Annotated in this window: 12 protein-coding genes and 1 pseudogene; 5 read left to right on the forward strand and 8 right to left on the reverse strand. The window is 53.8% G+C overall.

Features of this window, described 5'->3' with window-relative positions:
* The 4 genes and pseudogenes from J4728_RS17630 to J4728_RS17645 form a co-directional block, all read left to right on the forward strand.
* Positions 1–805, forward strand: a pseudogene (locus tag J4728_RS17630) (biotin/lipoyl-containing protein); the annotation flags it as partial.
* 15 nt (positions 806–820) lie between these two features.
* On the forward strand, positions 821–2122 hold the full coding sequence (locus tag J4728_RS17635; protein ID WP_208212153.1) for an oxalacetate decarboxylase subunit beta: 1302 nt from the start codon (positions 821–823) through the stop codon (positions 2120–2122).
* 134 nt (positions 2123–2256) lie between these two features.
* Complete coding sequence (locus J4728_RS17640; RefSeq protein WP_031622268.1) at positions 2257–3876, forward strand: sensor histidine kinase; 1620 nt, start codon at positions 2257–2259, stop codon at positions 3874–3876.
* Position 3877: 1 nt separating this feature from the next.
* Positions 3878–4564 (forward strand): response regulator, encoded by a 687-nt coding sequence (locus tag J4728_RS17645; protein WP_000377406.1) that lies wholly within the window; start codon positions 3878–3880, stop codon positions 4562–4564.
* 21 nt (positions 4565–4585) lie between these two features.
* On the opposite strand, the gene rihC is transcribed toward J4728_RS17645, so the two are convergent.
* The 8 genes from rihC to J4728_RS17685 form a co-directional block, all read right to left on the reverse strand.
* Entirely contained in the window at positions 4586–5506 is a 921-nt protein-coding gene (gene rihC / locus J4728_RS17650; protein ID WP_208212154.1) for a ribonucleoside hydrolase RihC, read from the reverse strand.
* A 15-nt stretch (positions 5507–5521) separates the two neighbouring features.
* Entirely contained in the window at positions 5522–6724 is a 1203-nt protein-coding gene (locus tag J4728_RS17655; protein ID WP_208212155.1) for an XAC2610-related protein, read from the reverse strand.
* A gap of 199 nt (positions 6725–6923) precedes the next feature.
* Entirely contained in the window at positions 6924–7874 is a 951-nt protein-coding gene (ispH, locus tag J4728_RS17660; protein WP_001166422.1) for a 4-hydroxy-3-methylbut-2-enyl diphosphate reductase, read from the reverse strand.
* Positions 7875–7876: 2 nt separating this feature from the next.
* Positions 7877–8326 carry an FKBP-type peptidyl-prolyl cis-trans isomerase gene (gene fkpB, locus J4728_RS17665; protein ID WP_208212156.1) on the reverse strand — a complete coding sequence of 150 codons (450 nt, stop codon included), beginning with the start codon at positions 8324–8326 and terminating at the stop codon, positions 7877–7879.
* A 154-nt stretch (positions 8327–8480) separates the two neighbouring features.
* A complete protein-coding gene (gene lspA / locus J4728_RS17670; protein ID WP_000042736.1) occupies positions 8481–8981 on the reverse strand; it encodes a signal peptidase II in 501 nt (166 codons plus the stop codon).
* Complete coding sequence (gene ileS / locus J4728_RS17675; protein WP_001674865.1) at positions 8981–11815, reverse strand: isoleucine--tRNA ligase; 2835 nt, start codon at positions 11813–11815, stop codon at positions 8981–8983. The genes lspA and ileS overlap by 1 nt, the downstream gene beginning before the upstream one ends.
* Positions 11816–11859: 44 nt before the next feature.
* A complete protein-coding gene (gene ribF / locus J4728_RS17680; protein ID WP_000767311.1) occupies positions 11860–12798 on the reverse strand; it encodes a bifunctional riboflavin kinase/FAD synthetase in 939 nt (312 codons plus the stop codon).
* A gap of 7 nt (positions 12799–12805) precedes the next feature.
* Positions 12806–13021: a DUF2575 family protein gene (locus J4728_RS17685; protein WP_001538903.1), complete on the reverse strand. Its 216-nt coding sequence runs from the start codon at positions 13019–13021 to the stop codon at positions 12806–12808.
* A gap of 105 nt (positions 13022–13126) precedes the next feature.
* Here J4728_RS17685 and rpsT point away from each other — a divergent pair, with 105 nt between their 5' ends.
* Positions 13127–13390, forward strand: a complete 264-nt coding sequence (rpsT, locus tag J4728_RS17690) for a 30S ribosomal protein S20 (RefSeq protein WP_001518655.1) — start codon at positions 13127–13129, stop codon at positions 13388–13390.
* Positions 13391–13678 lie beyond the last annotated feature (288 nt).

Genomic DNA, 13678 nt, shown 5'->3' on the forward strand with positions numbered 1-13678 from the left:
AAATCCCCCGCGTGCGCGAGGACCTCGGCTTTATCCCGCTGGTGACCCCGACCTCGCAGATTGTCGGCACCCAGGCGGTGCTCAACGTCCTGACCGGCGAGCGCTACAAAACCATCGCCAAAGAAACCGCCGGGATACTGAAGGGCGAATACGGCCACACGCCGGTGCCGGTGAACGCCGCGTTACAGGCCCGCGTGCTGGAAGGGGGCGCTCCGGTGACCTGCCGTCCGGCGGATTTACTCAAACCGGAACTGGCTGAACTGGAAGCCGACGTCAGGCGCCAGGCGCAGGAGAAGGGCATCACTCTGGCGGGAAACGCCATCGACGACGTGCTCACCGTGGCGCTGTTCCCGCAAATCGGCCTGAAGCTCCTTGAGAACCGCCACAACCCGGCGGCGTTTGAGCCGGTACCGCAGGCGGAAGCCGCGCAGCCGGTGGCAAAAGCAGGAAGCCTGCCGCTTCCGGTATCTACACCGTGGAAGTGGAAGGCAAAGCCTTTGTGGTGAAGGTCAGCGACGGCGGCGATATCAGCCAGCTCACTGCGGCTGCACCTGCAGCCTCTTCTGCTCCTGCCACCGCCCCGGCAGGCCCAGGCACACCGGTCACCGCGCCGCTGGCGGGCAATATCTGGAAGGTGATTGCCGCTGAAGGCCAGACGGTGGCCGAAGGCGATGTGCTGCTGATTCTGGAAGCCATGAAAATGGAAACCGAAATCCGCGCCGCGCAGGCCGGGACGGTACGCGGTATCGCGGTGAAGTCCGGGGATGCGGTTTCCGTCGGCGACACCCTGATGACGCTGGCGTAAGGACGAGGAGCGGAAATGGAAAGTCTGAACGCCCTGCTTCAGGGCATGGGGCTGATGCACCTTGGCGCAGGCCAGGCCATCATGCTGCTGGTGAGCCTGCTGCTGCTGTGGCTGGCGATAGCGAAGAAGTTCGAGCCGTTACTGCTGTTGCCGATTGGCTTCGGCGGTCTGCTCTCCAACATCCCGGAAGCGGGTATGGCGCTGACCGCGCTGGAAAGCCTGCTGGCGCATCACGACGCCGGGCAGCTGGCGGTGATTGCCGCGAAGCTTAACTGCGCGCCGGACGTGCACGCCATTAAAGAGGCATTAGCGCTGGCGCTGCCGTCGGTGCAGAGCCAGATGGAGAACCTGGCGGTGGACATGGGCTACACGCCGGGGGTGCTGGCGCTGTTCTATAAAGTGGCGATTGGCTCCGGTGTCGCGCCGCTGGTCATCTTTATGGGCGTCGGCGCGATGACCGACTTCGGCCCGCTGCTGGCCAACCCGCGCACCCTGCTGCTCGGCGCGGCGGCGCAGTTCGGCATCTTCGCCACCGTGCTGGGGGCGCTGACGCTGAACTACTTCGGCCTTATCAGCTTCACCCTGCCGCAGGCGGCGGCCATCGGCATTATCGGCGGCGCGGACGGCCCGACGGCGATTTATCTGTCGGGCAAGCTGGCCCCGGAGCTGCTGGGAGCCATCGCGGTGGCGGCGTACTCGTATATGGCGCTGGTGCCGTTAATCCAGCCACCGATTATGCGCGCGCTGACCAGCGAGAAAGAGCGGAAAATCCGCATGGTGCAGCTGCGCACGGTGAGTAAGCGGGAAAAAATCCTCTTTCCGGTGGTGCTGTTACTACTGGTGGCGCTGCTGCTGCCGGACGCCGCGCCGCTGCTGGGGATGTTCTGCTTTGGCAATCTGATGCGCGAAAGCGGCGTGGTGGAGCGTCTGAGCGACACGGTGCAGAACGGGCTGATTAACATCGTGACCATCTTCCTCGGGCTGTCGGTGGGCGCGAAGCTGGTGGCGGACAAGTTCCTGCAGCCGCAGACGCTGGGCATTCTGCTGCTGGGGGTGATTGCGTTCGGTATCGGGACGGCGGCCGGGGTGCTGATGGCGAAGCTGCTGAACCTGTGCAGTAAGAACAAAATCAACCCGCTTATCGGTTCGGCGGGGGTGTCGGCGGTGCCGATGGCGGCACGCGTATCGAACAAAGTGGGCCTGGAATCAGACCCGCAGAACTTCCTGCTGATGCACGCGATGGGCCCGAACGTGGCCGGGGTGATTGGCTCGGCGATAGCCGCCGGGGGGATGCTGAAGTACGTGCTGGCGATGTAATAGTGGATGGGATACGCATGTCGTATCCCATTTTCATCCAAATTTTTTCTGAAAGAAAAGTAAGTATGAACTGGTTCAGGTTCCGGTGATGCCGAATGCAAGAAAATACCGTAATTAAATATCTAAATACCAATATGTTTATACGGGAAATTACACGCTGGTTTGCCAGACGCTCGTTTCAAAACCGGATATTTCTACTGATCCTGTTTACATCCACCATCGTGATGCTGGCAATCACCTGGTATCTGACCGATATCACGAAAGAACGCCTGCATTATCAGGTGGGCCAACGTGCGCTTATTCAGGCAATGCAAATATCCGCTATGCCAGAATTAGTTGAAGCCGTAGAGGCGCATGATTTGTCACGCATCAAAGCGTTGATTGACCCAATGCGCTCGTTTTCGGATGCGACTTACATTACCGTTGGCAACGAAAAAGGTCAGCGACTGTATCACGTCAACCCGGATGAGATCGGCAAATATATGGAGGGCGGCGATAGCGACGACGCGCTGTATAATGCTAAAAGCTACGTATCGGTGCGCAAAGGTTCATTAGGCTCTTCCTTGCGTGGTAAATCCCCGATTCAGGACAGTACCGGTAAAGTCATCGGTATTGTTTCCGTCGGCTATACTCTGGAACAGCTGGAGAGCTGGCTTAACTTACAAATCAGCTCGTTGCTGTTCCCGATGGCGATACTGTTGCTGGTGCTGTTGTACTGCGCCCGCCGCTTCTCGCTGCATATTAAAAAGCAGATGCTTAACATGGAGCCGCAGCAGCTTTCACAACTATTAATTCAGCAAAGCGTGTTATTTGAGTCGGTATTTGAAGGGTTGATCGCCATTGACTCCCATCACCGTATTACCGCCATTAACCAAACGGCTCGCCGCTTATTGAATCTGAGCCAACCGGAATCTGAACTCATTGGCTATGCAATCCACCATGTCGTGTTGCCGGAGGCCTTCTTTTACGATGCGCCGCAAAAAAACAAAAAAGATGAGATCGTCACCTTTAACCAAATGAAAGTCATCGCCAGTCGCATGGCGGTCATTATTGACAACCAGCCTCAGGGCTGGGTTATTAGCTTTCGCAACAAAGACGATATCAATACACTCAGCCTGCAGTTAAGTCAGGTGCGGCAATACGCCGATAACCTGCGCGCCGTGCAGCATGAGCATCGCAACCTTATTTCCACCATTGCCGGACTGCTGTTCCTGAAGCGCTACGATAATGCGCTGGCGCTGATTCAGCAGCAGTCGGAAAGCCACCAGAAAGTACTCGATTTTATTTCCCATAATTTCCGCGACCACCACCTTGCGGGGCTATTAATCGGTAAATATTATCGGGCAAAAGAGCTGGGGCTGGAGCTGATTTTCGATCCTTCAAGCTTTGTTGAACACCTGCCGTCATCGCTCTCGCATAATGAATGGATTTCGATTGTTGGCAATTTATTGGACAACGCCTATAACGCCACCCTGCTCAATCGCGAAGGCTCGCGACAGATTGAGTGCCTGATCAATAGCGAAGGTAATGAAGTCATTATTGAAGTTGCCGATCAGGGATGTGGTATTGACGAAAATATCCGCCAGCATATTTTCGAGCGTGGAGTGACCACCCACAACAACGGCGATCACGGAATTGGATTATGGTTGGTGCACAGCTACGTCAAGCAGGCCAATGGTGACATTATCGTCGATAACAATAATCCTTTTGGCACCATTTTTACCCTCTATATCCCTTTTACCAGAGAAGAATAACATGGATAGCATTACGACACTCATCGTTGAAGACGAACCGATGCTAGCGGAAATCCTGGTGGACACCATCAAGATTTTTCCCCAGTTTTCAATCGTCGGCATCGCAGACAAACTGGAAAGTGCGAAGAAGCAAATACGCCTCTATCAACCACAGTTAATTCTATTGGATAATTTTTTACCCGATGGCAAAGGGATCGATTTAATTCGTCATACCATCAGCACCAATTACACGGGGCGAATTATTTTCATTACCGCCGACAATCATATGGATACCATCAGCGATGCCTTACGCATGGGCGTATTCGATTACCTGATTAAGCCGGTACATTATCAGCGCCTGCAGCATACCCTGGAGCGGTTCACCCGTTACCGCAGTTCGTTACGTTCCAGTGAGCAGGCAAACCAGACGCACGTTGATGCCTTATTTAATATCCAGGCCAAAGAACAAACCGCAGAACCGAATAGCGGACTGCGGGGAATTGATGAAAACACCTTCAACCGGGTACGACAAATATTCGCCGACCCGCAGGCAGTACATACAGCAGACACTCTGGCGCAAATTCTGGGCAGCAGTAAAACCACTGCCCGACGCTATCTGGAACAAGGCGTGAAAAATAACTTTCTCGAAGCGGAGATCAGCTACGGGAAAGTGGGCAGGCCGGAGAGACTCTATCGCGGCAAAGTATGAGATTATGGCGCCAACATGTAATTACGGCGCATAGGCAAACACCTCAGCCACCCACTGACGAAAACCGTCCACATCCAGCGCCAGCGCCACCTGCGCGTTGGCGGGCTGCCCCAGCCGCCCTTCAATATCAACGACCGTCGTGCCTGCGGTATATTCCCCCTGCGTTTCCACCGCCACAAAGCAGGGTTTAAGAGTAAATAATTCCGGACGCACCAGCCAGGCGATCGCGCAAAGATCGTGCATCCGGACGCCAGTGCGCATACTACCGCTGCGATAATTGTTGAACAGGCTGTGCAACATCTTACCGGTACGATTCAGCGCGGGCAGTTTATTCAGAAAATCTGGCGAGAGCATTGCCTGATTCGTGACGTCCAGCCCACACATCACAATCTCAATGCCGCTACGAAATACGTGGGCGGCGGCCTCCGGATCGACAGCAATGTTAAATTCAGCATTAGGCGTAAAATTGCCGCGCCCTGCGGAACCGCCCATCAACACCAGACGGCGAATGTTACACGCACACTCCGGATAGTGCATCAGTAGCAACGCAATATTGGTCAATGGCCCAATCGCCACTAATGTCATGGGCTCCGGGGCGTTCATCAACACATCCCGGATAGCGATAAACGCAGGCTTCGCCAACGGTTGGCGCTGATGGTCGACAAAATCATAGCCTTCCATACCGGATTCGCCGTGGACGTATGCCGCATCGCGTAACGGACGCAGCAGCGGCGTCGCGGCCCCTTGTGCAAGTGGCACATCGGCGTCCCAGAAATGCAGAAGCTGCAACGCATTACGGGTGGTTTTTTCGACCGAAACGTTGCCGGCAACGGTGGTTATTAGTTGCAGATCCAGCTCGGGGGCGAACAGCGCAGCGGCAATCGCAGCCGCGTCATCAATGCCCGGATCGGTATCAAGAATAATGTGTAGGGATGCTGTCATTAACGCTCTCCTGACCTATTGTTTTATATCTTCATACTCAGCGCGACTGATACAGGTATCAGGCACATCGTCATCCGTCACCAGACGCGGACTTAGCTTATCACCTTCGATAAACGGAACTAATGGGCAAAAACGCCCTGGCGATGCTTTGTTTTCCTGCCACTGAATCTCAAGCGATTCGGGCTCAGCGCCGGGTTTTTCTGCCTGAATCACGGTACGAACATTACCGGTTAGCCAAAAAGGTTGACACGTCCCATCAAGGCTAAGAGGCGGCGTCAAATGACCATTTTTACGTACTAGCGGATAAATAATACGCCCATCAGCGTAGGAAGGTGTCATGTAGCAGTTATACATTTTGCCTTTACTTATCACAGGCTGAAAGTAGCTTTCACCGCGCTCGATCAGTTCAATCGTTTTTCCTTTCCAGCGATACACATTGACGCCATGGCTGCAGCAACCGCCGCGCCAATAGCTGACAATCTGTTTATGTTCAGCATCGATCTCTGGTGAAGTGATTTCCTGATAAGACGCTGGCGCATCAACATAACGCTGTTTGGCGGGGTCATAGAGCCATGTTTGTACTGGAGCATCCGGCCCAGCAAGTAACTCTGTTACAATCGATAGATCCGGGTAGCCATCAAAATTGACATCCCCCCATTGAGGCATAAACGGGCTACAAGTGCCCACCGAGGCGGTATCTAAGGTCTGTATGAGTTTACCATCACGGTATAATTTTATCGCCGAAATGGCCGGCGTATTGCCGCAATCAATCTCTTTGGAAGGGTCGTAACCCCCTGCATCATTCGTGTTCGTGACCAGCACAATATCAGGGGAGTTTTTAGGTTTGTAATAGATAAGGGCAACAGGAAAATGTCGTTTTTTATCTGCGGACGTCCATTCGCCTTTAATCTCACTGCTGGAGATTTCCGCATTCCAGTAACCCGAAAGCGCCTTTACGCGTTCTTCAAGATGCACCTCTTTATCCTGGAGTGAGCCGCGTAGAACAATCACTGCCTTGTGCTGATTGCAAGGTTCATAGCAGTAATACCCATTAAGAGAGTTACCAAATCGCGTGATATTAACGTTTACCGGTTTCCCCGCGATAGTCCCGGTATAGTTTCGCTCCCAGGCAGGTAGCTCCAGCACCGTGGCGCTTGTTGCGTCCATCCAAAAGCCGATGGCGAGTAACGTTGGCAATCCATATTTTATTTTGCCCATTTCCCTTATCCCTGTAGGCATTACAACCAAAAAACCAGCAACGATTGTGCTGGTTTTTCAGATGAATAGCAAAAAGGTGGGGCATTAGCAACGGATGACGACTACGCCTTATTCTTCCTGTCGCACATTGAATATCAAAAGAAATTCTTAAGATCTGGTCAACGTAGCGTCATCAGGCAGATTTCTGAATTATGAAATCTTATTCGACCTCACGAACATCCACACGCAGCTCTTTCGGCACTTCAAAAACAATATTTTCTTCGCGCCCCTCAAGCGTGACGGCTTCGCCGCCGCCAAACTCGCGCAGACGCGCAATAACATTCTGCACCAGAATATCCGGCGCGGAAGCGCCAGCAGTGACGCCGACGCAGGCGGCTTCTTTCACCCACGCCTCCTGGATATCCGCCGCATCGTCGATAAGAAACGCGGTTCTTCCCATCCGTTGGGCCAGTTCCGCCAATCGGTTAGAGTTAGAAGAGTTTTTCGAGCCGACCACCAGCACTACGTCAGCCTGCTCCGCAAGCGCCCGCACCGCTTCCTGACGATTAGTTGTGGCATAGCAAATATCGTCTTTGCGCGGGCCGACGATTTTCGGAAAGCGTTTACGCAGCGCATCAATCACATCGGACGTATCGTCCACGGAAAGCGTGGTTTGCGTCATGAAGGAGAGCTTGCCTTCATTTTTGACATTCAGCGTCCAGACGTCCTCTGGCGACTCCACCAGGTACATCCCCCCTTCCGGGTTGCTGTACTGGCCCATGGTGCCTTCCACTTCCGGGTGCCCGGCGTGGCCGATGAGAATAGATTCTTCACCGCGACGGCTGGCGCGCGCCACTTCCATATGGACTTTCGTCACCAGCGGGCAGGTGGCGTCAAAAACGGTAAGATCGCGGCTTTTCGCCTCGTTACGCACCGCCTGGGAAACCCCATGAGCGGAGAAAATCAGAATGGCGCCATCCGGCACTTCGCTAATTTGTTCTATAAAGATCGCCCCGCGCTTGCGCAGGCTGTCCACTACATAGCGGTTATGCACGACTTCGTGCCGAACGTAAATTGGCGCGCCGTAAATGGCGAGCGCATTTTCAACAATGCTGATAGCGCGGTCTACCCCGGCGCAAAAACCGCGTGGGTTGGCCAACAGGATCTGCATGTTTATGCCTCCAGCGCCGGATCGATTTCCAGCACTTCAATATCAAAGTGAACGGCATGCCCGGCCAGCGGATGGTTAAAATCAACGGTAATCGAGTCGCCGTTGATTTCGCGAATCACGCCAGGCATTTCGCTGCCATCCATTGCGGTAAAAAGCATAATCGCCCCGACTTCCGGTTCGCCCGCCGCCATAAACTCACGGCGCGAGAAATACTGGATCAAGTCCGGACTGGGGACGCCAAACGCGGCGTCAGGCTCCAGCGAAAACGCTTTCTTTTCCCCTTCTTTCAACCCCAGAAGCTGCTGCTCCAGACCTTCGGAAAGCGAGGTATCGCCAAGGCGGAACAGGGCTGGCTTGCCGTTATTGCGGGTAGATTCCGCCGTTGAGCCATCATCCAGTTTCAGGGTGAAGTGAACGAGGATCGCGCTGTTGCTCTGTACGGATTTAGACATGCAAATTGCTCACGTGTTTTGCCCGGAGGCATAAAGAACGATAAAACCGTAGGCCGGATAAGGCGTTTTCACCGCCATCCGGCACCACGTTTGCCTGATGGCGCTGCGCTTATCAGGCCTACAAAACCGGATAAGCGCCACCCGGTATTTACGCTTATGCCTGTTCTTTCGCTGTCGGCTTCGGCAAAAAGCCTTCCAGTACAATCAGCGCCGCGCCGATACAGATCGCGCTATCGGCAAGGTTGAACGTCGCGAAATGCCAGTCGCCGACGTAAAAATCGATCATATCGACAACAAAGCCGTGCCACAGGCGGTCGAACAGGTTACCCAGCGCGCCGCCGATGATTAACGCATAAGCGATGTTATTCAGCTTCTGCGTCGCTTTCGAGCGATACATCATCACCAAAAGAATTACGCAGATCCCTATCGCAATCCCGGCAAAGAACCAGCGCTGCCAGCCGCCGCTATCCGCCAGGAAGCTAAAAGCCGCGCCGTAGTTACGCGCATAATGCAAATTAAGCGACGGGAACAGCCCTACCGTATCCCCCAGAGCGAAATTCTGGAGGATCAGGTATTTGCTGCCCAAATCGATAATCAGCACGACTACTACCAGCCATAGCCAGCGTAGTCCTGTTGAACAGAGTGGTTTACTCATCAGGCAAATTTACGTTGTTCGCCATTACCGGCGATGTTGCTGACACAGCGTCCGCAGATATCTGCATGTTCCGCCACCTTGCCGACATCAGTAGTGTAGTGCCAGCAGCGCGGACACTTATCACCCTCGGCACGCGTTACCACTGCCTGAACTGTCGTATTACCAGCATTGTACTGAATATTTTCATCATCAATACCCCCCGCTTGCTCAGAAATCACGAACTGGGAAGTAATGAAGATAAATCTGACCTCTTCACCCAACAGTTTCAGCTTCTTGATCGTACCGTTAGCATCGTCAGCATATTTCAGCGTCACTTTTGCTTCCAGGTTCGATTTGATGCCATTGGCTTTCTGATTTTCCAGCTCTTTGTTGACCTGGTCCTTGATATAGCGGACATCGTCCCAGAATGCGTCATTAAATTCTTCATTCTCTTCCAGGCCAAACAACCCGTCGTACCATTCGCCGGTGAAGACATATTTTTCACGCTCGCCCGGCAGGTAGCCCCAGATTTCATCAGCCGTGAAGGACATGATCGGCGCCATCCAGCGAACCAGCGCCTCTGCGATATGATACAGCGCAGTCTGGCAGCTACGACGCGCGACGCTATCGGCCTTCGCGGTGTACTGGCGGTCTTTGATGATGTCGAGGTAGAACGAGCCCATTTCAACGGAGCAGAAGCGCATCAGGCGCTGTACCACTTCATGGAAGTCGTAAGCTTCGTATGCCTTCAGAATCTCTTGCTGCGCCGTTTTCGCGCAGCCCACCGCCCACCGGTCCAGCACCACCATCTCTTCCGGTTTGACCATATCGGTGGCCGGATTGAAGCCATTGAGGTTCGCCAGCAGGAAGCGCGCGGTATTACGGATACGACGATAGCTGTCGGCAGCACGTTTCAGGATTTCGTCAGAGACCGCCATTTCGCCGGTATAGTCAGTAGACGCTACCCACAGACGCAGGATATCCGCGCCCAGTTTATTCATCACATCCTGCGGCGACACGGTGTTACCGATAGACTTGGACATCTTGCGCCCCTGACCATCGACGGTGAAACCGTGAGTCAGTACCTGGCGATATGGCGCTTTGCCTTTCATCGCCACGCTAATCATCAGGGAGGACATAAACCAGCCGCGATGCTGGTCAGAGCCTTCCAGATACATATCGGCAGCGTGACCGGCGAATTCCGGACGTGCATCAACCACGGAATAACTGGTGGAACCGGAATCAAACCAAACGTCCAACGTATCCGGAACTTTCTCGTATTGATCAGCATCTTCGCCGAGGATCTCTTTCGGGTCGAGATCCCACCACGCCTGGATACCGTCAACTTCGACGCGTTTCGCCACCTCTTCCATCGCCGCCAGAGTACGCTCAATCGGCAGCAGCTCCTGCGTTTCTTTATGCACGAACAGCGACATCGGTACGCCCCAGGTACGCTGACGTGAGATACACCAGTCAGGACGGTTAGCGACCATTGATTCAATACGCGCCTGACCCCAGTCCGGGATCCACTGAACGCCTTTGATCTCTTTCAGGGACTGTTGACGAAGCCCTTCTTTATCCATGCTGACGAACCACTGCGGGGTCGCGCGGAAAATGATCGGCGTTTTGTGACGCCAACAGCACGGATAGCTGTGCTGCATTTTTTCGACATGCAGTAGCGCGCCTTTTTCTTTCAGCAGTTCAATAACGATATCGTTCGCCTTGAAGACGTTAACACCGTCAAGCGTTGGATATGTGCCTGGCAGGTAAGCGCCGTCCGGCCCAACCGGGTTAGCCGTTTCCAGGCCATACTTTTGGCCGATCACGTAGTCATCCGGGCCGTGACCAGGGGCGGTATGTACCGCGCCGGTACCGGCGTCCAGGGTGACGTGATCGCCGAGGATCGCCGGCACGTCAAAGCCCATAAACGGATGGGTAAAGCGCAGCAGTTCCAGCTCCGCGCCTTTAACGGTGCCGAGAATGGTGTATTCAGCCGCGCCAATACGCTGCATGACGCTTTCAACCAGATCTTTCGCCAGAATCACCGCCTGGCCGTCAATCTGCACCAGCGCATAATCAAAGTCCGGCGCCAGGGAGATGGCGCGGTTAGCCGGGAGTGTCCACGGCGTGGTGGTCCAGATAACCAGCGACACAGGGCCGCTCACGCCCGGCAGACCGAACTTCGCTTTCACCGCATCCTGATCGACGGCGCGGAACGCCACGTCGATAGACGGTGAAGTTTTGTCGTAATATTCAACTTCCGCTTCCGCCAGCGCGGAACGGCAGTCAACGCACCAGTGCACCGGCTTAGCGCCTTTGTGCAGATGACCGTTTTTGATAATTCTGCCCAGCGCGCGGATGATGTTGGCTTCGGTTTTGAAGTCCATGGTCAGGTACGGATGCGACCAGTCGCCCAACACGCCCAAACGAATGAAGTCTTTACGCTGGCCGTCAACCTGCGTAGCGGCATATTCGCGGCACTTGGCGCGGAATTCAGCGGCAGTGAATTTCTCGCCCGGCTTACCGAACTCCTGCTCGACTTTCAACTCGATAGGCAGACCGTGACAGTCCCAGCCCGGCACGTAAGGCGAGTCAAATCCCGACAGTCCTTTGGACTTCACGATAATGTCTTTCAGAATCTTGTTAACTGAGTGACCAATATGAATGCTGCCATTCGCATATGGAGGGCCATCATGCAGAATGAAGGTTTTTTTGCCTTTTTTGGCCGCACGAATGATGCCGTACAGATCATCATCGGTCCAACGCGCCAGCATTCCCGGTTCACGCTTGGCGAGGTCGCCGCGCATCGGGAACCCTGTTTCCGGCAAATTCAGGGTCGATTTATAGTCACTCATCAGATTCTCGGTTCCGTATTTCGGTTTGATAAACACCGTCAGGGTTACACCTGCCCGGCTAGCCCAAAAAACTTGCGGGCCGTTAACTCATCGCGTGCGATTTGCGCTTTTAGCTCATCAAGCGACGCAAATCGCTGCTCATTACGTATCTTTTTACGCAGTATTACATCTATATGGCGACCGTAGAGGTCCATTACAACGTCCAGCAGATGCACTTCCAGTTGTTGACGCACGCCAGCCACCGTTGGACGAGTGCCAATGTTCGCTACGCCGGGTAACGGCTTATCGCCAAGCCCGGTGACTTCCACCGCATAGACCCCTTTGACCGGGGAGACCTGACGGCGCAGCGGTAAGTTCGCCGTCGGGAAGCCAATGGTACGCCCCAGCTCGTCGCCATGAACGACACGCCCGGAAATAGTAAAGGGATGTCCCAGCAGACTTTCGGCAAGCGCCAGGTTATCCTCCGCCAGCGCCTGTCTCACTGCGGTACTACTGATACGCACGCCGCCTTCACAAAAGGTTTGGGTGCTGGAAACCGCAAAACCATACTCCGCCCCCGCCTTCTGTAATAACAAGAAATCGCCCGCACGGCTAGCACCAAAGCGGAAATCATCGCCGACGGCAAGAAATTGCACGCCAAGTCGCTCCACCAGCAGTTCGCTGATAAACGTTTGCGCCGTCAAAGCGGCAAAGCGGCGATCGAATTTCACGCACAGCACATAGTCCACGCCGCACTGCGCAAGGTAATGCAGTTTTTCACGCAGGCGCGTCAGGCGGGCGGGCGCTTTATCCGTCGCGAACAGCTCCAGCGGCTGCGGTTCGAAAATCATGACCACCACCGGCAGACCGCGTCTGCGTCCTTCTTCCTGCAAACCCTGCAGTAGAGCGCGATGCCCCCGATGTACGCCGTCGAAATTACCAATGGTCAGCACACACCCATGCGGGGCCTGACTGAGATTATGTATGCCGCGTATCAGCTTCATGTCTGACTCAAAACAGTGAAAATCGCAAGAGTATACCTTGTACAGCGGTCAAGGTTAACCGACTATTGCCCTGAGGAAACATAAAGAAGATGCTTTTCATCGCCATGCGGCAAACTCCGCCCCAAAACCCGCCGCTTAATGCAATTTTTCTCATGGAAAGGCTGTATTCACAGCACGCAAGCTGGTAGAATCCTGCGCCATCACTACGCAACGAGTGCTGCAATTTAAACGGCGCTTATTTGCACAAATCCATTGACAAAAGAAGGCTAAAAGGGCATATTCCTCGGCCTTTGAATTGTCCATATAGAACACATTTGGGAGTTGGACCTTGGCTAATATCAAATCAGCTAAGAAGCGCGCCGTTCAGTCTGAAAAGGCTCGTAAGCACAACGCAAGCCGTCGCTCTATGATGCGTACTTTCATCAAGAAAGTATACGCAGCTATCGAAGCTGGCGACAAAGCTGCTGCACTGAAAGCATTTAACGAAATGCAACCGATCGTGGACCGTCAGGCTGCTAAAGGTCTGATCCACAAAAACAAAGCTGCACGTCATAAAGCTAACCTGACTGCACAGATCAACAAACTGGCTTAATCGCCTGCTTGTTATCAGCTTTGTAGAAAAACCCGCGTAAAGCGGGTTTTTTTATGCCTGCTATCTGCCGCTTTTCTCGTCAACCGCTGGCCGCTGACCTCACTCGTTCACGCTCTTCCTGACCAGCCGATTTTTTCAGCTACCCCTCCCTTAGTCACGTAATACTTGAAAGTTATTTTCTTTCACTATTTTCCTTTTTTTATTTCATTACTGAAAAAATTGTGACCACCTTAGCAAATAAAAACATCGCTCATTCAAAAACTAATAAACGCAATCCTGATGTAAGAT

Origin of the sequence: Salmonella sp. 32070601201500089SM (genome assembly GCF_017573605.1) — a bacterium.
In the GTDB taxonomy this organism is placed as follows: Bacteria; Pseudomonadota; Gammaproteobacteria; order Enterobacterales; family Enterobacteriaceae; genus Salmonella; species Salmonella enterica.